Here is a 22,206-nt window from a genome sequence, read left to right on the forward strand (position 1 = left end):
CAGGATCTTTGCAAGTGTAAAGGTAATGCTTTTAAATAAAATATATGGAACAAGCAGACTAAAAGTCGTCTGCTTGTTTTGGGTACAAAAATATTTACTAAAATGGATATACAGCTCGGCCAGTTAACAGGTTATATGCTGCATTAAATTTACTTTCAATATAATCCCAGTTTTGCTCTTCATCTAGTATGCCTTGACATGCACGCATGAGGCACAGTAATGAAAAGTCGAGCTCTTCTTTTGAAACATGAGGTGAATTTGTAGAAATGTCTACAATCATTTCATCTAATAATGCTTGTACACGTTCGTGTCTCAGTTCGGTTTTCATACAATCCCTCCTTTTTTATCAAGCTATGTACAATATGGACAAACTATGTCAAATAAGCTACAATTTTATGCATGCAAGGTTGCAATTTCTATTTTATATAAGTCTACATAGCTTTTTCGATATAGAAACAGAAAGCAAATCACAGCGCCAGAACACCTCGATACATGTGTATGTTCTTACTTGACAAGCGTATCTCTTAGGTCCTGACCGCAACTATACATTGCCCGTTCTTCTTTTCCACCCAAAAAAAGAATGTTGTTTTTTCTAGTCGTACTTATATAGATAAAAGAGAAGAATAGGTGATATGTAGGAGTGTTTACGATCTATGAATGATTTTAAGTAAGCGTTGTATAGTAGTTGTCCTGTGTTTGTATGTAGATTATGCAATATAAGTTTTTGTGAAATTTCATTTACTATAACAATTAGGTTTACTTGGAATGAAACTGGATATACTGTCCAAATGGACGACTTTATATAAAGAGAGTGAACGAAATGAGTGCAGCAGCAAAACAAAAAGTTATCGTCATTGTGGGACCAACGGCGGTCGGCAAAACAAAACTGAGTATTGAGCTTGCTAAAATGTTTAATGGTGAAATTATTAGTGGCGATTCTATGCAGGTATATAAAGGAATGGATATTGGTACAGCAAAAGTCACTAAAGAAGAACAAGAAGGAATCCCACATTATATGCTCGATATAAAGAAACCTCAAGAATCATTCTCAGTAGCTGAATTTCAGACGAGGGTGAGAGAACATATTGCCGACATCGCAGGAAGAGGTAAATTACCCATTATTGTGGGTGGGACAGGATTATACATACAAGCAGCCCTGTATGATTATCAATTTACCAAAAATCGGGGCGATCAAGAGTATCGTGAAAAAATGGAGGCATTTGTGGCCAGTGAAGGCGGCGATGCTTTATTTGAAAGATTAAAGCAGGTGGACCCAGAGAGTGCGTCTCGCATCCATCCCAATAATATAAGACGTGTAATCCGAGCTCTTGAAATCTTTGAAACAACTGGAAGGACAATGAGCGAGTCCTTAGAAGCACAGGCTCACGAGCTGTTATATGATGCACTTTTCATTGGCCTTACGATGGAGCGGGAGAAATTGTATAAGCGTATTGATATGCGTGTGGATATGATGATGAAGCAAGGGCTTTTAGAGGAAGTAAGTCATTTGTATGAAACAGGAATTCGAGACTGTCAGTCTATTCAAGCAATTGGCTACAAAGAGCTGTATGCTTATTTAGAAAATAGAATAAGCCTAAAAGAGGCGGTGAATGTGTTAAAAACTAATTCAAGAAGATATGCAAAGCGGCAGCTGACATGGTTCCGTAACAAAGAACACGTTATGTGGTTTGACGTGACAGAAGGACCGAAAATACAAGAAATTTCACATAAAGTGGAAGGATTGCTGAAACTTTAGTAGAATAGAGGTAAGTAGAGAAAAAGAGGAGGATTTTACATGAAGCAGTCAATTAATATTCAAGATCAATTTTTAAACCAACTTCGCAAGGATAATACATACGTGACGCTGTATTTGCTAAACGGTTTTCAACTAAGAGGACTTATTAAAGGTTTTGATAATTTTACAGTTCTTTTGGAAACTGATGGCAAGCAACAGCTTATTTATAAACACGCCATCTCCACATTCGTTCCACAAAAAAATGTAAGTATTGAATTAGAATAGTAAAAAACCTCTGTAAAGAGGTTTTTTTTTATTCTTTATTCCTCATATAGTCGTAGTAGCGCTTTAATGAGAGCTTTGTTTTAAATCCCATTTGCTTTACGATTTCTGGTTCGCTTACCTTTTCCTGAATAAGACGCAGAATATATGTGTTGCGCAAATGTTGAGCGGATATACCTTTTCGCAGTCCAGCCCTCGCTACCTCTTGCCGAATCATTTTTTGTACAGCTATTTCCGTCAAACTCTTTGGCGCATCGTTATCATACACCCACCGATATGTGTTTCGATTGAAATCAAATGCGACAAATACAGGGTCGTTTGTATGGTATTTCGGCCTAACAGCTTCTGGAATGATTTTATAGTAACTATATAATCTTTGTTTATCCTCTAATGTTAGACAAATAGTACGAGCAATTCCCGAAACTGGTGGAATAGTGATGGTGTTGTTTTCAAAGTGGATATGATGCATGTTCAATGAAACAAGCTCTTGTAAGGATAAACCATAATCCACTAACAGCATGACAATGCAAAAATTGCGATCCATTAAAAGGGGACGTACTGGTAACTGTTTATCAGATAAACCTTCTAACGACATGATGATGTTCTTTAGACGAACTTCTTCTTGTTCGGAAATAAAATCTTCGTCCCGTAAAGCGCGGTCAGGTTGAATGATGAAATCCATATGCTTGACTGGATTGACTAAAGTGGGATTATCAAGCTGTAAAAAGCGGTACATTCTGTTTAAAACAATAAAAATGCGATGCATTGTTTTTTCAGAATAGTGACGAGTAGCTTTTAAGTCAGAAAAGTAATTTTCATAGTCTTTTGTGGTTAATGTAGACCATATACTATTAGAAGAAATGTCCAGTTGCTTGCGAGTCCAATGAATAAAATCTTCCAAATCATATATATAGCGTTTTATAGTTGATTGTTTTCTTCCCTTGCTTGTTAAATATGCGGCGAATTCCCGTACAGATTCGTGTAAGCTTGTATCTTCATCTTTTTTGACTTGCATACATTCACCATCCATTCATTTTCATAAATTATAACAGAAAATGGTGGTAAGTGTGTATTCATTAGGTAAGGAAGTCTGCGCTGAAAGCAGCTAATTAATGCATACACATCCGTGTTCTGCTAATTGGAGGTGGCTTATGGACCAGTCCATACGCAAAAACAATAAAAACCAAATTAATATTGTATTAAACCATAGAAAAAAAGAAAGTGTTCCTCTTCCGCCACAGAAAATATTAACGGAAAACGTGGCTACCAAGCATGACATGCTTAGGCAAGTAGAGGAAGAAATGGGACGATTGGTCGGTATGGAGGACTTGAAAAAGATCATTAAAGAAATATACGCTTGGATTTACGTGAATAAAAAAAGGCAAGAAATGGGCTTGAAAGCGGAAAAGCAGGTTCTTCATATGTTGTTTAAAGGAAATCCGGGTACAGGAAAGACGACAGTTGCACGTATTATCGGCAAATTATTATTTCAAATGAATGTATTGTCTAAGGGACACTTAATTGAAGCGGAACGTGCAGATTTGGTGGGAGAATATATTGGTCATACAGCTCAAAAAACGCGTGAGCTTATAAAAAAGGCAATGGGTGGCATTTTATTTGTGGATGAAGCATATTCATTGGCGAGAGGTGGGGAAAAAGATTTTGGAAAAGAAGCAATAGATACTTTGGTGAAGCATATGGAAGATAAGCAACATGACTTTGTTTTAATATTGGCTGGGTACTCCAGAGAAATGAATCATTTTCTATCCTTAAACCCGGGTCTGCAATCACGCTTTCCTTTCATTGTCGAGTTTCCCGATTATACGGTCAATCAACTGATTGAGATTGGTAGACGCATGTACGAAGAGCGGGAGTATCAACTCTCGAGAGAAGCGGAATGGAAGTTGCGCGACCATTTAAATGCAGTCAAGTACTCTTCTGGTCTTACCTCCTTCAGCAACGGGCGCTATGTACGGAATATCGTTGAAAAATCCGTACGCTCACAAGCGATGAGATTGCTATCGCAGGATTCTTACGATAAATTCGATTTACTTACAATTTCAGGAAGTGATTTAGAGTGTGATGAAGAGCCGCCTATTTTATAAGTTAGGCGGTTTTTTTACATACTACAAAAGGGAGGTGTGCTATGCATACATACGAAAACTTTGCAAAGCTGGCGCAGTGCGAGGTAGAGCATGTAGATTATCAAATCTTATGTGTAAGAAGAAATGCTGAAATAACGGTGCTTGCTATTCACGGTGGGACGATTGAGTCTGGAACCTCAGAGTTAGCCAGTGATATTGCAGAGGCTTTACATGCAAGCTTTTATACATTTCAAGGATTAAAAAATAATCCAAAACTTCATATTACATCAGCTCAATTTGACGAACCGAGAGCGGTAGAGCTTGTACAAACATCATCGTATGTAGTTTCTGTACATGGAGCGTATGGTGACACGGCCGTAACTTATATAGGAGGAAATGATGGGGAGTTAAAGCGAATTGCCACAGCACACTTATTAGATGCCGGCTTTTTAGTAAAGGAGGCGCCTGGTAGAATTAATGGTGACAGTCCTACTAATATTGTGAATCGCAGTAAAAACGGAAGAGGTCTGCAGCTTGAGTTGACCAAAGCGCAGCGCAAATTATTACAAATGAGTGTCAATGCCTACGACGCTTATGTACAAGCAATTGTACAAGCAGTAAAAAAAGTAATGTGAGGAGGCCGGGACATAACTGAATCATATAACGCTAAAGCCGAAAGAATACATAACACTAAAAAAGAAAAAATCCGAACTAAATCGAATTCTGTGTGGAGAATTCCGACTAATAGTTCGGATTTTTCTTTGACTGAAAACCTTTTGTCCCAGCCTCCTGCTGTTTATATCTTTGTATTGCTTTTTTTGGCGCGATTTTCAAGCTTACTTTTTGGACTGTAGTTGCCTTCGCCTGGTGTCATACCTTGTGAATTTACACTACTTGCTGCTTTTCCGCGATTGCTTTGGTTATTACCTTTTGCCATTTTTGTCATTCCTTTCCTGTGGATTGTTGTATGTGAAGCTGATGATGCTTCTCCATTTTTTTGCTTTTCCCGTACGCAGATTCTGGTGTTTGTCCTGAGTGATCTACTGAGCTTTTTTGCTTGCCCTTGTTTACATGATTAGTCATATGATACACCCCCTTTTGTATAGTATGGCTTTTCTGCCTATAAAAAAACGCCGCATGCGGCGTTTTCAACTGTCAATAGACTTTGATGAATTTGTCAAAGATTTAATGGGTAAATGCCAGTTGTAATAAATTGATAACATACGACATACGACGATGACGATAAACAGTAGATACATATGGATCGGTGTTGCTACAAGGTTTGTTCCAACAGCAAACCCAGCTAAAATCGTCCAAAATGCGTATACTTCAGCACGCAATACGAGAGGCTTTCTTTTTGCCAGCACATCTCGTATGATACCGCCGCCCGTTCCTGTTAAAACGGCTGCGACAATCGTAGCGCTTAGCGGTAAGTTTAACTTTTGAGCATATAAAGCACCTTGAATAGCGAAGGCAGAAAGACCGATTGCATCTGTTATATTTTCCCATTTCTTCCAATGTTTCATTAGTTTGTGCGGAAATAAAAAGATAATCGTCATTGATAAAAGAGCAATTTGAAACAATACATCTTGTTTCCAAAATGCTTCAACCGGATATCCTATAAGTAAGTTGCGCAAGGCACCGCCGCCAAACGCTGTAGCCATTCCCAAAATGTACACACCAAAAATATCGTACTCTTCCTCCATGGCAACAATGGCACCGCTTACAGCGAAAGCAATCGTGCCGATAATACTAAATAACTCCCATGTCATGATGCAATCTCTCCCGATGAATGATAAGCTTCTACATCAACCATATGATAAGGCTTATAGGGATTGAATGTAGAAGAAAAATGCTTCCTCTGCTATTATAGTAGAAGGTTGAAGTTTCGAAAAGAAAGATGTGAAAATATTTGGAGAAAGAAAAAGCAATTTTAGTGGGTTGTCAGCTACCGACAGATCCAGATGACCGATTTACATATTCAATGGAAGAGCTAGCATCACTTACAAAAACTGCGCAAGCAGAAGTGATTTTAGCAACAACACAAAAGCGGACGCGATTTCATCCTGCTACCTATATTGGAAAAGGAAAACTAGAGGAATTGGCTGCGCTTGTCAAAGAAACAGAACCAGATGTTGTTATTTTTAATAACGAACTAACACCTAGTCAAATTCGCAACTTGTCAAATGAGCTGGAAGCGCGTGTTATTGATCGTACACAATTAATTTTAGATATTTTTGCGCAACGTGCCAAATCGCGCGAAGGAAAGCTACAAGTAGAACTGGCGCAGCTAAAATATGCCTTACCTCGTCTTGTAGGACAGGGAGAAGGGTTATCCCGCCTTGGTGGAGGTATTGGTACGCGTGGTCCGGGTGAAACAAAGCTCGAAACAGACCGTCGTCATATCCGTAGCCGCATCGATGAAATTACGGGACAACTAGCGGTAATTGTGGAGCATCGCAAGCGTTATCGTGAGCGCAGGAAACAAAACAGCACCTTTCAAATTTCGTTGGTAGGCTACACGAATGCAGGTAAGTCGACACTCTTTAATCGCTTGACGATGGCTGATACATTTGAAGAAAATTTGTTGTTTGCAACGCTCGATCCAACAACGCGTAAAATGCAGCTGCCGTGTGGTTACACTGTTTTATTAACAGACACAGTTGGATTTATTCAGGATTTGCCTACAGCGTTAATTGCTGCGTTTCGTTCTACGCTAGAAGAAGTAAACGAGGCAGATTTTATTTTACATGTGGTAGACTCATCTGACGCGAATTATGCAGGACATGAAAAGACAGTAAAGAATCTGCTACGTGAAATGGAAGCAGAGCAAATACCTGCGCTTACTCTGTATAATAAAAAAGATAGGACAGAACCGTCTTTCATTCCGTCTCCTCACGGTGAACATGTTCGTGTCAGTGCATTTCATCAAGAAGACCTACAAATGCTCAGAAATCGTATTGAAGCTGAAATGAAAAAGTTGATGAATCCTTATCATATTAAAGTTCCGGCTGAGGAAGGCCGGTTGCTTACACTTTTGCGGACAGAAACTATTTTGGAAACAATGACGTTTTGTGAAGATACACACTTGTACATATGTGTAGGATACGTGTTCACAAATTCTCCGCTTAATGGACAAATAAAGAAATATACAGCACGAAAAGGAGAAGAGAAATTCGATGTTTAACAGATTGAAATACGGGGAACAGTTAGCCCCACTTGTACAAGAGACTGAGGCAATGATTGCCGCTGCTCATAAACGAGTAGATGATATTGCGGAAAGTAATCAATTCCGCGTTTTAGAAAGCTTTCGCAAGTATAAAATCAGTGACTCTCATTTTATTCCAACAACAGGATATGGCTATGATGATATTGGTAGAGATACGCTGGAAAAAGTATATGCTGATGTATTCGGAGGAGAAGCAGGGTTAGTACGTCCGCAAATCATATCCGGTACACATGCTATTTCTACAGCGCTCTTCGGTGTGTTGCGCCCCGGTGATGAGCTTGTTTATATTACAGGTAAGCCGTATGACACATTGGAAGAAATCGTAGGTATTCGCGGTAAAGGCATTGGCTCATTTAAAGAGTATAACATTGGCTATCGCACTGTTGATTTGCTTGACGGTGGGGTGGATTGGGAACGTGTCAAAGAAGCGATTGGTCCGCAGACGAAGATGATTGGTATTCAGCGTTCCAAAGGTTATGCAACAAGACCGTCGTTTACTGTGGCCGAAATTGCGGAAATGATTCGATTTGTAAAAGAAATTAAGCCGGATGTTGTAGTGTTTGTAGATAATTGCTACGGCGAATTTGCAGAAGAGTTGGAGCCTTGTCATGTGGGAGCAGATTTAATTGCGGGTTCACTTATTAAAAATCCTGGTGGCGGCATTGTCAAAACTGGTGGCTATATTGTCGGAAAAGAGCAATACGTAGAAGCATGTGCGTATCGCCTCACCTCACCTGGTATTGGAGCGGAGGCGGGGGCGTCTTTATACAGCTTACAGGAAATGTATCAAGGTTTTTTCTTGGCCCCATACGTAACGGCACAAGCCATAAAAGGAGCTATTTTTACGGCTGCCTTTTTAGAAAAGCTTGGTATGAACACGTCCCCTAGATGGGATATGCCACGAACGGATTTAATTCAATCCGTGCAGTTTGATGACCGTGAGCGCATGATTGCTTTTTGTCAGGCTATTCAATATGCATCTCCAGTTAACTCGCACTTTACACCATATCCAAATTATATGCCGGGTTATGAAGATGACGTTATCATGGCGGCAGGTACATTTATTCAAGGTGCTAGCATCGAATTATCCGCAGACGGTCCCATTCGTCCGCCGTATGTTGCTTATGTACAAGGTGGCCTCACTTATTCACATGTTAAAATTGCCATTTGTTCTGCCATCGATTCGTTACTCGAAAAGGGGCTACTTTCTTTATAAAGTTTTTGTAAAAGGAGCAGGGCTTGGGCATATAAATAAGGTGTACACATAGGATACAAAGGTCATCTCATTTGGTGTGGAAACGGTTAAAAATAAATGTCATAAAAGCTAACATTTGTTGACACTATACATACCATAATATAAAATAAAGGCATGTTAAGGAGAAGGAGGAATTGAAGTGAGCAATCACGATCGACGCTCTACTCCGCTGTTTCCAATCGGCATTGTTATGAACCTAACGCAGTTATCTGCTCGCCAAATTCGCTACTATGAAGAGCATGGTCTCATCACACCGGTACGAACAGAAGGCAACCGTCGGCATTATTCTTTCAATGATGTCGATAAATTACTTGAAATTAAAGATTTGCTTGATCAAGGCTTGAACTTAGCTGGTATTAAGCAAGTGTTGCAGCTAAAAGCTACGGGTCAGGTGCAACCACCTCAAGTGGTGTCTGAGGAGTCAAAACAAATTTCTGATGCGGAGCTTCGCAAGTTGCTTCGCGATGAACTGTATCAAGCGGGTCGCTTTAATCGCACTTCGCTTCGGCAGGGCGATATGTCCCGATTTTTTCACTGATATTGGTTTTACATGTTTTCCATATAAAATGTTAATCAGGGGGAATCAGAAAATGGCAAAGTTTACAAAAGAAGACATTTTTCGTTTTGCGCAAGAAGAGAACGTTAAGTACATCCGTTTGCAATTTACCGACCTTTTAGGAATTATTAAAAACGTAGAAATTCCTGTAAGTCAGCTTGAAAAAGCATTAGAGAACAAAATGATGTTTGACGGTTCTTCTATTGAGGGCTTTGTTCGTATCGAGGAATCTGATATGTATCTCTTCCCTGATTTGGATACATGGGTTGTATTTCCCTGGACTTCTGAGAAGGGGAAAGTTGCTCGCTTAATCTGTGATATTTATAATCCAGATGGCACGCCTTTCGCAGGGGATCCGCGCAATAACCTAAAACGTGTTTTAAAAGAAATGGAAGATCTTGGTTTCACGGATTTTAACTTAGGACCAGAACCAGAGTTTTTCTTGTTTAAGGTAGATGAAAAAGGAAATCCGACGCTTGAACTAAACGACAATGGTGGTTACTTTGATTTAGCACCTACGGATTTAGGTGAAAACTGTCGCCGCGATATTGTGCTTGAGCTAGAGGAGATGGGCTTTGAGATTGAAGCATCTCATCATGAAGTAGCGCCGGGACAACACGAGATCGACTTTAAATATGCAGGCGCATTAAAAGCATGTGATGATATTCAAACATTTAAGCTGGTTGTAAAAACAATTGCGCGTAAGCATGGCTTGCATGCAACATTTATGCCAAAACCATTGTTTGGTGTAAACGGATCTGGTATGCACTGTAACCTGTCTCTGTTCCGTGGCAAAGAAAACGCATTTTATGATGAAAATGGTGATCTACAGCTAAGTGAAACAGCACGTCATTTCATTGCGGGTATCTTAAAGCACGCACCAAACTTCACTGCGGTTACAAACCCGACAGTAAACTCTTATAAGCGTCTTGTACCTGGATATGAAGCACCTTGCTACGTGGCGTGGTCCGCTCGCAACCGTAGTCCGCTTATCCGTATTCCGGCATCGCGCGGTCTTAGTACACGTGTAGAAGTGCGCAGTGTAGACCCAGCAGCGAATCCATATTTGGCGCTTTCCGTTCTTCTTGCGGCAGGTCTTGACGGTGTCAAAAACAAACTTGCAGCACCAGCACCAGTAGACCGAAACATCTACGTGATGACGCGTGCTGAGCGTGAAAAAGCGGGTATCGTAGACCTTCCGGCTACACTTGCACAAGCGCTTGAGAACTTAAAAACAGATGAAGTTATCTGCAACGCGCTTGGTGAGCATTTGCTAGAGCACTTTATTGAAGCAAAAGAGATTGAATGGGATATGTTTAGAACACAAGTTCACCCTTGGGAACGCGATCAGTATATGAGCATTTATTAAGAAGAGAAAGCCTTGATACCACTGGTATTGGGGCTTTTTTCTTGATGTGGTCAAAAACAATTTCAGAAAGGGAAATTCATATTGACCACAATTTGACCACAAAAATTTTATTGCTCTAGTACATTGCTCATATAGTAATCAAATTGATTAATGGAGTCTTGGTTAATCTTCTTACTAATATGTGAGTAAATATTTGCGGTAGTTTGCATATCTTTATGCCCCAGTCGAGTTTGAATATATTTCATATTAGCGCCTGATTCCATTAGAAGAACTGCATGGGTATGTCGCAAGGAATGAATATCTAAGTGTGGCAATTCAGCCCTTACTAAAATACGTGAAAAAGCGTTAAATAAAGTAGACTTTGGAAGAAAATCCCCATCAGCCTTTGCAAATACTAAGTCGAGATCATGTTTATAAAGATCCTGTAAAGCTAACTTATTTTCATTTTGCCAACGTTTATGCTTTAGTAAATCATCCGTAAATGATTTTGGGATACTAATTGTTCGTTTGGAAGTAAACGTCTTTGTGTCGCCAAATAGATCTTCCCTTGTTTTAGCGGAGAAATCTAATGTCTTGTTAATGTGAATTTGCTGTTCTTTTAAATCTATATCTTTCCATTGAAGAGCTGCAGCCTCACCTTTACGCATCCCGGTATTAAGCAACCCTTTAAAAAAGATGTAGTAAACATAGTTGTATTGATATGCGGCTTGAAGAAATCTTGGGATATCTTCTGTCCGCATATACTTTAATTCCTCAGTATTTTTAGATACATTAGGAATAACTACATGCTCGCAAGGGTTACTTTTAAGCTTGTTCAGTTGGATTGCTTTTTTCATCGCATTGTTCATGGTGCTGTGTATAATCTCGATAGTGCGCTTACTATAACCTTTAGCAGCCAGCTTATGAATAAACTTTTGGTACATAATTGGCTTTATATCTTTAAGCATTACTTTCTTAAAGTGAGGTAGGATATGTGTTGCGATATTGCGTTGATGTAGCTGGAATGTGTTTTTTCGTACATTACTTTTCTTATATAAACTTAACCAATCGTATAGAAAATGCTCTAGGGAAACAGGAACATTTTCTACCTCGTCCTTATTCGCTAATTTTAACTCTTCTTCAGCAGCGGCCAAACTTGCCTCTTTCTTTGAAGTGAATCCGCGCTTTGTTTTTTCTTTAAACTCCCCAGTAAATGGATCTTTATAACGTATCCTATAAGACCAGGCATCTTTACCGCCCTTTTTATATTTCCTAAAGCTGGCCATAATGGGCCTCCTTTCATGCAGAATATACAGAATGCAGCCTGTTTTGGATTTGTTGCAGACGTTGAGAGCAAAGGTTTGCCGTGACCTTAAAACGCTCTTTCATATCTTGTACAACATCTCCCTCAAGCCGGATATATTGTAACATGTGAGAAGGAATGGCAGCATACTTGGTAAAATGTACCGCATCCCATTCTTGTAAATCACGGAAGGGCCGAGGTATATCTCCTTGCGTTCCTTCATGTCGTAGTATGTGACAAAGTTCATGAAAGAATTGTTCTCTTTGTTCTGCCATGGATAAAGTCGAATTGACAACAATGATACGAATAAAATCATTTGCAATGCAGTGTGATTTAACAGGCTCATAAAGGACGATAATATTGCACCGATCTGCGATAGTTTCAATTTGTAGGTCATCTGGTGTATGTATGCCAATTCGTATGTAAAAAGCAGAGACCCAATCCTCCAATAAAGTTGTATAAGAGTCCAGTGTCATAAAATCACCCCATTAATATGTATAAAAGAACGTATGTTCTTATTCTAGTATAAAAAGAAAAAGCCGTATAGGGGCTTTTTGAAAAAATTACTATGAAAGGATTATTAATCCTTAATAACATTTATTAATATTTTAATTTAATTTTTTTTTTTTTTTTGACGTTCTAATGCTTTGTGCACAGTAAACTCAAAATGTCGCTTAATATCCTCAACATCTTCTGGACTTAAGTTTTTCCATTCTTCGATATTAAAAAAGCCCATTTGTGTAAAACCGAGCTGCTGGACGAATTTGGTGATTTCTGCGAGGGAGTCATAGGGTTGTTCAGAAGAGAGAGAAGATACATCAGTTCTTCCTAATAGATAATCCACAGAAACATCGTAAAAATCAGCAATGTTTTTAATTGTTTCGGGTTCTGGTTTTCTATCTCCTGATTCATACCTAGATAGCTGTACATTTGATATCCCTAGAGCATCTGCGACACGTTTTTGTGAATAATTATTGAGCTCTCTTAATTTCTTTATTCTTTGTGCTAACACATCCATAATAATCCTCCTCTCACAGAATCTTTTTTTTGTAAAGTCTATTTTACCACATTGGTAAAAGCTAAAAAATATTTTTACCAAAATGGATAAAATGATGTTGACTTTGCCAAAATGGTAATGTAAGATGAAATCATAAGTTACCGATTTGGCAAAGGTGGTGAATCATCGAATGAGTAAAACAAAGAAGGTGGACTTAAATAAAATTAGACTTTTGCGTAAGCAGAAGAAGTTATCACTTCAGGATATGTCTGATATTTTAGGTTATAAGACACCTAATGGTTATTATTATCTAGAGGTGGGAAGATGTGTATTTCCGGCCGATAAATTAGCCAAAGTAGCTGACACACTAGATATTTGTATGAATGATCTTTTTTTTGAAGATTAAATTGCCAATTCGGCAAATGTCTCTTAGTTTGTGCAAAGTGAGGTGAAAAAAACATGCTTAATATCCAAGTAGATGAACAAGAAGTAAAGCAATTGTATTTGGCCAAGCTTGAGGAAAAACTCAAGCACATTGAAACTGACTTACTGTTCTGGGATACCAGTGAATTAAGACGTCGTACATGCCTAAGTTGGAATACCATTCAAAGAGAGTTTTTCTACGACCCACGTTTTCCGAAACGTAAGGTTGGGGGGAAATGGTTGTTTCCAGCCGAAGCAACAAAAGCTTTCCTACTTACTTGGTTGAGTGAGCAGCCAACATCATAAGGAGGTGAACTTGTGATAGAGAACACAACTAATTTATTGATATTCATGTTTTTGTTAGTAAGTAGTTTTAGCGGTTTAACACTTATCATGCAAGTAATTAAGTTGTTAATTGACGATCATGACCGATTAGAGCAAGAGAATCGGCGATTACGTCAATTAAGGAAGGACGGAAAATAATCCTCCTTTCAAATTAAGGAGTTGCATTTTTACAACACCTTTAAAAAATAGAGTGTGAAAAATCGTGAACCGAAAGAAAGGGGAACCGGTGAATGAAGGAATTGGTATTCGTTGATAAAGGAGAAGTCGTAACAGATAGCTTAACGGTTGCAGAAGTGTTTGAAAAGGAACATGCAAAAGTAATTCGCGCTATTGAAGATTTAGGATGTAGTACAGATTTTAGAAAAGCCAATTTTGGCGTTTCAGAATACAGGGTAGCTGGTAACAACAAAACGTACAAAAAGTACTTAATTAAACGTGATGGCCTTGTGTTCTTGGTAATGGGATTCACTGGCGAGAAAGCAGCTCGATTTAAAGAAATGTATATTGAGGCCTTTAACCACATGGAAGAACGACTACGGCAACTTTCTACTCCTTCTTACATGCTAGAAGATCCCATTAAGAGAGCAGAGCGGTGGATTGAAGAACAGAAAGAAAAGCTGTCATTGAAGGCGAAGACGCTCATGCTTGAGCAACAGGTGAAAGAGAATGAGGAAAAGGTCACGTATTACGATACCATCCTCCAATCAAATAGTACGGTCAATATTACTCAGATCGCCAAGGATTACGGATTGGGTGGCCCGACACTTAATAAGATTTTGGAAGAAGAGAAAGTTCAGTACAAGTTGAACGGACAATGGTTGCTATACAGCAAGCATCAAGACAAAGGCTATACCAAATCGAAAACGCATATTGATTCTACAGGTGAACCACGGATGCATACCAAATGGACACAAAAAGGCCGATTGTTTATTCATCAAGTGCTCGGGAAACGAAATATCATTCCTCTTATGGACCGTGAGGAGGAAAGTGCGTGATTAGCACAATCAAACGTTATACGCTCAGTCAGCAAGTAGCGTCTACTGACCTTGAGCGCGCACTATCACTACAAAGCTATATCGCACATTGCAACAACTGGTTGCTGAACACGATGAATTTAGCCGACCCACAGGAAGCCGACGAACAGTTTAGGTTTTGGAAAATGGAGCAGCTAAGGGCTGAGATTGAATTGTTTGAGCTAAAAGAAAAGTTTGTTCAGAAACAAGCTGAGCAACAAAAGGTATCAGCTTTGCTAAAAGACCTAAAGAACAGGGGATTACATAGCGTAGCACATGTCATTGGAGAAGCACAGATGCGTGGTGAGCAAGAATACTTGCAACTTATAGCACTTGAAGGGAGGTGAGGAACTTGATTGAGAACGGCATGACACTTCATAACGAGCATGACAGCTGTAAGAAAGACTTCGATGATTACTGCACAATCTGCGATGGTGAGATTTATCACGGCATGAAGTATTACCAGATGGGGACTATCTTGATTTGCGAAGAATGCACACATCGGGTTTTAGAAATTGCCCTTGTGAGAGTGGCAGGAGAATAAAAAAGAACCCATTGGGGTGGGTTCTAGTGAAAAAGGTTTCGGAATTAGTTTACCACAGAAAGGGAGGAAAAACCATGCAAGCAAAAGTTTTGGTAAACACGCTTAATATGGATCGTGAAACGTGGTTAGCAATGCGGTCCAAAGGGATTGGGGGCTCAGATGTAGCTGCTCTTGCAGGATTAAGTAAATGGAAATCACCAGTACAAGTGTATCTTGAAAAAACAGGCTTGTTACAAAAAGAAGATGTACAAAGTGATGCTGCGTATTTTGGCAACATCTTGGAAGACATAGTGGCGAAAGAATTTAGTTTACGTACTGGTTTAAAAGTTCAGCGTCGAAATGCCATTCTGCAACACCCTGAGTATCCTTGGATGCTCGCTAACGTGGACAGGCTCATTGTAGGGGAAAGAGTTGGTCTCGAGTGCAAAACCACCTCTGAATACAACAAGAAGGAATGGGAGGGCGATGAAATCCCTGCAGCTTATCTTTTGCAGTGTCAGCACTATATGGCGGTGACTGGTTATGAAGCATGGTGGATTGCAGTCCTGATTGGTGGCAACAAGTTCGTGTACAAAAAAGTAGAGCGTGATGAGGACATCATCCATTACATCACCACTATTGAAAAAGATTTTTGGTTGGAGCACGTGGAGAAGCAAGAACCGCCTATGTTTGATGGTACAGAAGCATCAGGTGAATTGCTTAAGCAAATGTATCCGGATGCCTTAAAAGATAGCTTTGTAAGTCTTGGTCAACAAGCTGAGTTGTTGATTGAAGCTCGGAACCAGGTGGAAGCAGAACTCAAAGCTTTAGAAAAACAAAAAGCGGAGTATGAGAACAAACTGAAAGCGATGCTTGGTGAAAATGAAGCTGGTGGCACTGAGAAGTACACCATCACATGGAAGTCCGTTACATCTAAGCGTATCGACAGTAAGAAGCTTCAACAAGAAATGCCAGAAATCTATGCGAAGTACGCGAAGGAAAGTTCTTCTCGCCGCTTCGCAATTAAATAATAGGGGGATTAATGATATGCAAATTATCGTACAAGAGCCAGTCTTCAATCGCCAGCTCAAAGGTAAGGCAGTTCGTGTCGTTGGCTTTGATGTTGATGGAGATAAGTGGAACAATTTGTTTCTCGTAAAAGACGTGAATGGCGAAATGATTTACCTAGTCGCCTTTACAGGGAAAGTTGTTTCTTTCCATATTGAGGATTTTGAAAGCGAAGTCGGTTTGAAAATGACAGTGATTGAGGAGGAATTAACCAATGGCAACTAACGACAAGTTGAAGAACCAATTAGCAAGCCGCACAAGTAATAAACCAGCACCAGTAGCAGACACCATTGAGGCGTATATGAAGAAGATGGCACCGCGTTTCGCAGAAGTTCTACCAAAGCACATGGATATGGAACGCATGAGTCGTATCGCGCTAACAACCATTCGTACAAACCCAAAGCTTCTTGAAGCGACGGTACCGTCTTTGATGGGAGCAGTTATGCAAGCAGTGCAATTAGGGTTAGAGCCAGGTCTGCTAGGTCATTGCTACTTGTTACCATTCAAAAACAATAAAGCAGGCACAACAGATGTACAGTTCATCATTGGCTATAAAGGGATGATTGACCTTGCACGTCGATCTGGTCACATCCAAAGTATTTATGCTCATGCTGTTTATCAAAATGATGATTTTGAATATGAATTGGGACTACACCCACAACTAACACATAAGCCGTCCTTCGGAGAACGAGGTGAATTTATTGGAGCCTATGCTGTTGCTCATTTCAAGGACGGTGGTTACCAAATGGAATTCATGCCAAAGTCGGAGATTGAAAAGCGTCGTGGTCGCTCTAAGTCAAAAGATTTTGGACCATGGAAGACAGATTATGAAGAGATGGCTAAGAAAACTGTTGTACGCGCCATGTTTAAATACTTACCGATTTCTATCGAAGTACAAGCGCAAGCACAGCAAGATGAGGTTGTTCGCAAAGATATCACAGCAGATCCGGAGTACATTGAGGCAGATGCAGTCGAGATTAATATGGGAAACGTGATTGAAACGGAGCCTGAAGAATCAAATGGAGATATTCCTGAATCGCTAGTGTAAATAAAAAGACTCCTCCCGGCCCAGGGAGGAGCACTTAAAAAATATTAGATAGTACAGGTTATGCCAAGTATAAACATTTTATACAAGGAGGTTGCAACATTGGCAGAAATTAAGTGGATTAAGCTCTCCTTAGGAATGTTTGACGATGAAAAGATTCGCTTAATCGAAAGCATGCCTGAGGCAGACACAATGTTAATCATCTGGATTAAGCTACTCACATTAGCTGGCAAGAAGAATGCACAAGGATACATTTTCTTAAGTGAAAACCTTCCGTATTCGGATGAAATGTTGGCTACGTTATTTAATCGTCCGTTAAACACGATTCGATTAGCATTAAGTACCTTTCAGAATTTCGGCATGATTGAGGTAGATGATGCACAATTCATCTCCATTACTAATTGGGAGAAGCATCAAAGTCTTGATAAGTATGAGCACAAGAAAGAGCAAACACGCCAAAGAGTAGCTGCACATCGTGCTAGAAAGAAAGCTTTAGAATCATCAGGAACAAATGTAAAAACAAGTAACGTTACAGTAACGTTACGTAACGCTATAGAGGAAGAGGAAGAAGAAGATAAAGATATATGTAGTAGTAGCAGTAGTAGTGAAAATGCATTCGCATTTTATCAACAAAACTTTGGTGTCTTAAGTCCTTATATGTCAGAGCAAGTAGGACATTGGGTAGATGATATGGGACAAGAGCTTGTTATTGCAGCCATGAAACGTGCACTAGAAAACCAAAAGAAATGGGCTTATGCAGATAGCATATTGAAGTCATGGTTTTCTGATAACATCCGAACGTTGGACGCTGTGATTGCTCGGGAAGAAGAGTTTAAGCGCAGTAAGCAGCCAAAGAGTAAAAGCTCTCGTGGTTCAGCGATAGATAAAATTGATGAGATTGCAAGGCGAAAGGGGCTGTTGAAATGAACGCACAACAGGTAATGAGCATTTTAAAGTACATTGGCGCCGCTTATCCAAACTTTGAGGTAACAGAAGACAGCATGGATGTATGGATGGAGATGTTACAAGACAGTTCATTTGAAGGCTCTCTATCCAGAGTGAAGGAGCATATCCGGCAGCATCGCTTCCCTCCAAGTATTGCAGAGGTCATCGTGAAAGAAGGCAGAAACAACGAGGTGTTCGATAAGTTCCGGAAGTGGAAGGAGGAGGCACATCGTGAACGAGAACATGGTTCCAGTCATTGATATAAGCGCTGAACAGTCCTTGCTAGGGTGTCTCTTGATTGAAGGGGAATTAATACAGGATATAACGTTGCATCCTCATCAATTACAAAACAGGAAGAACCAAATCTTGTTTAAAGCCATGCGCTCCATTCAAGCAGCTGGGGAAGCGATTGATATTGTCACTGTGGTAGATAAGCTCGGTAGTGTACTTGAATCCATCGGCGGGATTTCTTACCTAACAGATTTGGCAAACGGCGTACCAAGTACATTAAACCTGCTGCACTATCAGCGTATTGTCTATGAACAGTACCGTATCCGTGAAGCACGCAAGTTGGCCGGAGAACTGTTAGAAGAAACGAACGAAGAAAAAATTTCGGAAGCATATAACAAGCTGGGAGAGCTTCAAGAAACTGGCGTTGTTAAAGCGCAGAGTAAACGTGATGTACTACTGAAGGTGATGGAAGATATTAACCGCCCGAAAGGTAATGGCAAGGTAGTCGGGATTGATACAGGGTTAGCCGAGCTCAATATGATGACTGGTGGTCTAAAGGGTGGTCAACTCATCATTGTAGCGGGCCGGCCGGCAATGGGTAAGACGGCATTTGCTTTGAATTTAGCATTGAATGGCTGTGAAGCTGGTGCATCGGCTAGTATCTTTTCTCTTGAAATGGATGAAGAAGATCTGGATAAACGTTTAATTAGTAGCGTTGCAAATATTGACGGCAGCAAGTGGCAAAATCCCGCTGAGTACTTTTCACCAAGCGATATACAAAAGGCTTCTATGGCTGTAGCGAAATTGGACGAGATGCCATATGAGATATTTGATGATTCTAGACAAACGTTGGCTGACATACGAGCCAGCATTCGTAAATGCATGCGGCAATATCCTGGCAGGCCACACGTTGCCGTCATTGACTACCTGCAGCTCATCACGATGCCAGGTAAGTTTGACCGACACGACCTTAAGATTGCAGCTATCACAAGGGAACTGAAAGTGATGGCACGCTCCATGAAGATCCCTATCATCCTTTTATCGCAGCTTTCTCGTGGCGTGGAACAACGACAAGACAAACGACCGATGATGAGTGACCTACGTGATTCAGGCTCTATCGAGCAAGATGCGGACCTCGTGATCTTTTTGTACCGCGAAGAGTACTACAAGAAAGACAGCGCGAAGAAGAACGTAGCAGAAGCCATTATTGCGAAGCAAAGAAATGGTCCAGTAGGAAATGTGGAGATGGCATTTCTGAAGGAATACGGTAAGTTCTTAAACCTGGCTAAGCAGGAGGCTATTCGAATCTGATTTATTACAAAGGGAGGGGACCCGGATGAATAAACGGAAGCAAAGAAAACGTCTGAAGCGTGCAATAAAACTTCGCCAGAAAGCAGGTTTAAAACATGATTGGCGCAACATGTTGATTCGCTTAGGTTGGATTCAGCCGTGATACTAACAGGTAGGTGCGGGAATTGTGGTTGTGGTTCATTTAAACCCGGCTTAGGTAAAGGGAGTTTAAAAGGGCATTTACTCCGATATTGTAAACAATGCAAGCAAATCGAGGATACAGACACGGAGAAAGTGCTTCGTAAAGGGGAAGAGGTGAAATTTCAATGATCGCATTTACGGTGTATGGGGAACCTGTTGCACAGGGTAGACCGAGAGCAAGCACCATCAATGGCATGGTGCGCATGTACGATCCAAAGAAGTCCAAGGATTTTAAGCAAATTGTGAAATTAGTGGCGCAGGACTATGCGCCAACGCAGTTACTTGAAGGTCCTTTGTTATTAGAAGTTAAGGTGTTTAAATCATCGCTAAAAAGTTTCTCAAACAAAAAGAAGCTGCAGGCTGAGCAGGGTATCTTACGGCCGACTTCTAAGCCAGATGTAGATAACTATGTAAAAGGGATTAAAGACGCCTGTAATAAGGTTCTTTGGAAAGATGATAGTCAAGTAGTGGAACTACGTGTCAGTAAATGGTATAGCGAGAAGCCTCGTATTGAGGTGGCTGTCCAGCTGCTTGATGAAGAAAAACAACTAACAATTTTATAGGGGGATGGGGAAATGAGCTACATTGAATTTAAACCTGTTTTAAAGAAAGTGAACCTAAAGCCGGATGGCAAGCAAGAAATCGTTTTGGAAGTAACAAACGGTACACTGAATGGCAAGTTAGATGCATTGTCTGAAATGATTGACTGCAAGGTAGAAGTTTCTTTGGAATCACTTGAAGTGAACTACAGCATCACAATTAACGCCCGAACAAACAAGCCAATGCGTGAGTACACAGTAGATGATAAAGGTGTTGTGCAGGAGTTAAAGCCTTCGCATGAACAATTAGAAGCGGAATTGGACGTTGAAGAAGCAAAGGTACCAACAAAAGAAGAAAAACAAGAAGCGGATCGTGAAATCATTGATGCTTTTATTATCAGCGGTATGGCCCCAAGCTACGATGACCTGCCTAACGACTTTGCGAACATCGTGAAGCGAAAACTTGAAGGGGAGTCGTACAACAAGCTTGCAAATGAATTAGGCATATCCTCTAGTGAAATTGTGACTTTCGTAGGCGAATACCGCCAGCGTGTTGCACCGCTTGCTGTGAAATGGAACGAGTGGAAGGAACAGCAAGACGAAGACGCTGACAAGTAAATAGTATGGCGGCTAAGGCCGCCTGTTCTTTAAAGGGGGAGCAGAGAGATGAGCGCAGGAACAAGTAGTTATAGTGGTTCAGATCGCCGGAAAGGGCTGCTGCGATTCGGGGTAGGTAAAGACAATCGAGACACGTTCGACTACAGCAAAATCACAACGTATCAGATGACAGAGGAGGAACTAGCCATGGTAAGACAGGGTGGGGGCTTTAAAACCGAGGCAGAATGGGATGATATTTGCGCAAAAGCTGTGGAAGAATTAAAGACCGGCAAACAATTAGGGAGTATTGCGAAAATACTCGAGGTCAAGACACCAAGTTTACACGGACACCTGAAAAAGCGTAAGTTGCCCACTACGGCGAAATGGGCGCAAAAGGTAACAGGTGTACCGGAAAAGGAAAAAAACGCGACAGAGGTGAAACTGGAGCCTGATAACAGTGTTGAAGAAGTGGCTAGCGAACAACTACATAACGATACGATTGAGTTGTTTAAAGAAAAGTTAATAGGTGCTGTACAAGTGCAAGATATGATCCGTAAAGAGCGCGACCAGTGGCGAGCGAATTATGACACGATTCAAAAAGACAACACACGATTGGAAATTGAAATGCGTGATTTGGCAGAGACTTTAAGTATAAAAGAAAAAGAGCTTGCTAGGCTGCAAGGAGAAGTAAATCGGCTAACAGCTGAGCTGCAAGACGCGACAAGTCAGCAATTCGATCTGCAGCAAGCGGAAGTCAATGAAAGTATCCGGTTCCGCAAAGCATTGGCGGTCATCGCGGCCCAGCAAGATTTGCTTGAGATTGTGTTGTAAGAAAAAGTCGAACTTGTAAGGAGCTCTTACAGGTTCGCTGTAGACACATACTGTGACATGAGAGAGGAGAATAAAGATGTTAAAAGTTAAACTGGTTAAATTTGATGATTTAACGGAAGAGGAAAGAGAAATTCAACCTAATAACGGTTGGGGTAAAGAATACGCAAACTACATTAAAATCACCGATGGTGCTGAAACTTTAATGGTTTTATCTGATTCAGCAGAACCCGAAGATGCTACTTTCAATAGAGATTTCAAAAACGTAATAAAAGCAATAGAAATGGCTTACTTGAAAGGCTTAAAGGACGGTAAGAAATTAAATAAGTAGTTAACAGTCCGAAGATGTAGCGCAAGGGAGGGAAACGA

The 22,206-nt window shown here is 40.4% G+C and carries 31 protein-coding genes; 23 read left to right on the top strand and 8 right to left on the bottom strand.

Going from position 1 to position 22,206, the window contains the following annotated elements:
- Positions 1-97 precede the first annotated feature (97 nt).
- The gene (locus EEJ45_RS05115; RefSeq protein WP_124563721.1) at positions 98-328 is read right to left on the bottom strand and encodes a hypothetical protein; all 231 of its coding nucleotides are present in this window, start codon (positions 326-328) and stop codon (positions 98-100) included.
- A 492-nt stretch (positions 329-820) separates the two neighbouring features.
- Here EEJ45_RS05115 and miaA point away from each other — a divergent pair, with 492 nt between their 5' ends.
- Both miaA and hfq read left to right on the top strand, forming a co-directional pair.
- Positions 821-1,756, top strand: a complete 936-nt coding sequence (gene miaA / locus EEJ45_RS05120) for a tRNA (adenosine(37)-N6)-dimethylallyltransferase MiaA (RefSeq protein ID WP_124563722.1) — start codon at positions 821-823, stop codon at positions 1,754-1,756.
- Positions 1,757-1,795: 39 nt separating this feature from the next.
- Complete coding sequence (hfq, locus tag EEJ45_RS05125) at positions 1,796-2,020, top strand: RNA chaperone Hfq (RefSeq protein WP_028399070.1); 225 nt, start codon at positions 1,796-1,798, stop codon at positions 2,018-2,020.
- Positions 2,021-2,048: 28 nt separating this feature from the next.
- Here the strand turns inward: hfq and EEJ45_RS05130 are convergent, their stop codons facing one another.
- Entirely contained in the window at positions 2,049-3,032 is a 984-nt protein-coding gene (locus tag EEJ45_RS05130; RefSeq protein WP_124563723.1) for a tyrosine-type recombinase/integrase, read from the bottom strand.
- Positions 3,033-3,168: 136 nt separating this feature from the next.
- Here EEJ45_RS05130 and spoVK point away from each other — a divergent pair, with 136 nt between their 5' ends.
- Both spoVK and EEJ45_RS05140 read left to right on the top strand, forming a co-directional pair.
- Positions 3,169-4,122: a stage V sporulation protein K gene (gene spoVK, locus EEJ45_RS05135; protein ID WP_124563724.1), complete on the top strand. Its 954-nt coding sequence runs from the start codon at positions 3,169-3,171 to the stop codon at positions 4,120-4,122.
- A 41-nt stretch (positions 4,123-4,163) separates the two neighbouring features.
- Positions 4,164-4,736: a poly-gamma-glutamate hydrolase family protein gene (locus EEJ45_RS05140; protein WP_124563725.1), complete on the top strand. Its 573-nt coding sequence runs from the start codon at positions 4,164-4,166 to the stop codon at positions 4,734-4,736.
- Between the two features lie 161 nt (positions 4,737-4,897).
- Here EEJ45_RS05140 and sspL read toward each other — a convergent pair whose 3' ends face one another.
- The 3 genes from sspL to EEJ45_RS05150 all read right to left on the bottom strand — a co-directional run bounded on the left by sspL (position 4,898) and on the right by EEJ45_RS05150 (position 5,873).
- Complete coding sequence (gene sspL, locus EEJ45_RS05145) at positions 4,898-5,038, bottom strand: small, acid-soluble spore protein L (protein ID WP_124563726.1); 141 nt, start codon at positions 5,036-5,038, stop codon at positions 4,898-4,900.
- Positions 5,039-5,043: 5 nt separating this feature from the next.
- Positions 5,044-5,184 carry a hypothetical protein gene (locus EEJ45_RS18320; protein ID WP_164464202.1) on the bottom strand — a complete coding sequence of 47 codons (141 nt, stop codon included), beginning with the start codon at positions 5,182-5,184 and terminating at the stop codon, positions 5,044-5,046.
- A 65-nt stretch (positions 5,185-5,249) separates the two neighbouring features.
- Positions 5,250-5,873, bottom strand: a complete 624-nt coding sequence (locus EEJ45_RS05150) for a trimeric intracellular cation channel family protein (protein ID WP_124563727.1) — start codon at positions 5,871-5,873, stop codon at positions 5,250-5,252.
- Between the two features lie 140 nt (positions 5,874-6,013).
- On the opposite strand from EEJ45_RS05150, the gene hflX reads away from it, so the two are divergent.
- The 4 genes from hflX (at position 6,014) to glnA (ending at position 10,510) form a co-directional block, all read left to right on the top strand.
- Positions 6,014-7,288, top strand: a complete 1,275-nt coding sequence (hflX, locus tag EEJ45_RS05155) for a GTPase HflX (protein ID WP_124563728.1) — start codon at positions 6,014-6,016, stop codon at positions 7,286-7,288.
- A complete protein-coding gene (locus EEJ45_RS05160; RefSeq protein WP_124563729.1) occupies positions 7,281-8,546 on the top strand; it encodes a methionine gamma-lyase family protein in 1,266 nt (421 codons plus the stop codon). Before hflX ends, EEJ45_RS05160 begins: the two co-directional genes overlap by 8 nt.
- 229 nt (positions 8,547-8,775) lie before the next feature.
- The gene (locus EEJ45_RS05165) at positions 8,776-9,123 is read left to right on the top strand and encodes a MerR family transcriptional regulator (protein WP_124563814.1); all 348 of its coding nucleotides are present in this window, start codon (positions 8,776-8,778) and stop codon (positions 9,121-9,123) included.
- A 52-nt stretch (positions 9,124-9,175) separates the two neighbouring features.
- Entirely contained in the window at positions 9,176-10,510 is a 1,335-nt protein-coding gene (gene glnA / locus EEJ45_RS05170) for a type I glutamate--ammonia ligase (RefSeq protein WP_124563730.1), read from the top strand.
- A 107-nt stretch (positions 10,511-10,617) separates the two neighbouring features.
- On the opposite strand, the gene EEJ45_RS05175 is transcribed toward glnA, so the two are convergent.
- From EEJ45_RS05175 to EEJ45_RS05185, 3 genes are all read right to left on the bottom strand, one after another.
- Positions 10,618-11,775, bottom strand: coding sequence for a tyrosine-type recombinase/integrase (locus EEJ45_RS05175; protein ID WP_124563731.1), 1,158 nt, complete (start codon positions 11,773-11,775; stop codon positions 10,618-10,620).
- Positions 11,776-11,788: 13 nt separating this feature from the next.
- Positions 11,789-12,268 (bottom strand): ImmA/IrrE family metallo-endopeptidase, encoded by a 480-nt coding sequence (locus tag EEJ45_RS05180; protein WP_124563732.1) that lies wholly within the window; start codon positions 12,266-12,268, stop codon positions 11,789-11,791.
- 137 nt (positions 12,269-12,405) lie between these two features.
- Complete coding sequence (locus EEJ45_RS05185) at positions 12,406-12,810, bottom strand: helix-turn-helix domain-containing protein (RefSeq protein ID WP_124563733.1); 405 nt, start codon at positions 12,808-12,810, stop codon at positions 12,406-12,408.
- A 154-nt stretch (positions 12,811-12,964) separates the two neighbouring features.
- Between EEJ45_RS05185 and EEJ45_RS05190 the strand changes: the two genes are divergently transcribed.
- The 15 genes from EEJ45_RS05190 to EEJ45_RS05260 all read left to right on the top strand — a co-directional run bounded on the left by EEJ45_RS05190 (position 12,965) and on the right by EEJ45_RS05260 (position 22,168).
- Positions 12,965-13,195, top strand: a complete 231-nt coding sequence (locus EEJ45_RS05190; protein ID WP_342769340.1) for a helix-turn-helix transcriptional regulator — start codon at positions 12,965-12,967, stop codon at positions 13,193-13,195.
- Between the two features lie 53 nt (positions 13,196-13,248).
- On the top strand, positions 13,249-13,518 hold the full coding sequence (locus EEJ45_RS05195; RefSeq protein WP_124563734.1) for a group-specific protein: 270 nt from the start codon (positions 13,249-13,251) through the stop codon (positions 13,516-13,518).
- Positions 13,519-13,787: 269 nt separating this feature from the next.
- Complete coding sequence (locus EEJ45_RS05200) at positions 13,788-14,552, top strand: phage regulatory protein/antirepressor Ant (RefSeq protein ID WP_124563735.1); 765 nt, start codon at positions 13,788-13,790, stop codon at positions 14,550-14,552.
- Positions 14,549-14,917 (top strand): hypothetical protein, encoded by a 369-nt coding sequence (locus tag EEJ45_RS05205; protein ID WP_124563736.1) that lies wholly within the window; start codon positions 14,549-14,551, stop codon positions 14,915-14,917. Before EEJ45_RS05200 ends, EEJ45_RS05205 begins: the two co-directional genes overlap by 4 nt.
- 5 nt (positions 14,918-14,922) lie before the next feature.
- Positions 14,923-15,114 (top strand): hypothetical protein, encoded by a 192-nt coding sequence (locus EEJ45_RS05210; RefSeq protein WP_124563737.1) that lies wholly within the window; start codon positions 14,923-14,925, stop codon positions 15,112-15,114.
- 74 nt (positions 15,115-15,188) lie between these two features.
- The gene (locus EEJ45_RS05215) at positions 15,189-16,124 is read left to right on the top strand and encodes a YqaJ viral recombinase family nuclease (protein WP_124563738.1); all 936 of its coding nucleotides are present in this window, start codon (positions 15,189-15,191) and stop codon (positions 16,122-16,124) included.
- 16 nt (positions 16,125-16,140) lie between these two features.
- A complete protein-coding gene (locus EEJ45_RS05220; protein WP_124563739.1) occupies positions 16,141-16,386 on the top strand; it encodes a hypothetical protein in 246 nt (81 codons plus the stop codon).
- Positions 16,376-17,209: a recombination protein RecT gene (gene recT / locus EEJ45_RS05225; RefSeq protein ID WP_124563740.1), complete on the top strand. Its 834-nt coding sequence runs from the start codon at positions 16,376-16,378 to the stop codon at positions 17,207-17,209. The genes EEJ45_RS05220 and recT overlap by 11 nt, the downstream gene beginning before the upstream one ends.
- Before the next feature lie 99 nt (positions 17,210-17,308).
- Positions 17,309-18,133 (top strand): phage replisome organizer N-terminal domain-containing protein, encoded by an 825-nt coding sequence (locus EEJ45_RS05230; RefSeq protein WP_124563741.1) that lies wholly within the window; start codon positions 17,309-17,311, stop codon positions 18,131-18,133.
- On the top strand, positions 18,130-18,411 hold the full coding sequence (locus EEJ45_RS05235; RefSeq protein ID WP_124563742.1) for a replicative helicase loader/inhibitor: 282 nt from the start codon (positions 18,130-18,132) through the stop codon (positions 18,409-18,411). The genes EEJ45_RS05230 and EEJ45_RS05235 overlap by 4 nt, the downstream gene beginning before the upstream one ends.
- Positions 18,383-19,693, top strand: coding sequence for a replicative DNA helicase (dnaB, locus tag EEJ45_RS05240; protein WP_245999824.1), 1,311 nt, complete (start codon positions 18,383-18,385; stop codon positions 19,691-19,693). Before EEJ45_RS05235 ends, dnaB begins: the two co-directional genes overlap by 29 nt.
- Before the next feature lie 305 nt (positions 19,694-19,998).
- Complete coding sequence (locus EEJ45_RS05245) at positions 19,999-20,436, top strand: RusA family crossover junction endodeoxyribonuclease (RefSeq protein WP_124563743.1); 438 nt, start codon at positions 19,999-20,001, stop codon at positions 20,434-20,436.
- A 12-nt stretch (positions 20,437-20,448) separates the two neighbouring features.
- Positions 20,449-21,030 (top strand): 2-methylcitrate dehydratase, encoded by a 582-nt coding sequence (locus EEJ45_RS05250; protein ID WP_124563744.1) that lies wholly within the window; start codon positions 20,449-20,451, stop codon positions 21,028-21,030.
- A 48-nt stretch (positions 21,031-21,078) separates the two neighbouring features.
- Positions 21,079-21,840 carry a hypothetical protein gene (locus EEJ45_RS05255; RefSeq protein ID WP_124563745.1) on the top strand — a complete coding sequence of 254 codons (762 nt, stop codon included), beginning with the start codon at positions 21,079-21,081 and terminating at the stop codon, positions 21,838-21,840.
- Positions 21,841-21,916: 76 nt separating this feature from the next.
- Complete coding sequence (locus EEJ45_RS05260) at positions 21,917-22,168, top strand: hypothetical protein (RefSeq protein WP_124563746.1); 252 nt, start codon at positions 21,917-21,919, stop codon at positions 22,166-22,168.
- The last annotated feature ends 38 nt before the right edge of the window (positions 22,169-22,206 follow it).

Source organism: Ectobacillus antri, from assembly GCF_003852715.1.
GTDB lineage: Bacteria > Bacillota > Bacilli > Bacillales > Bacillaceae_G > Ectobacillus > Ectobacillus antri.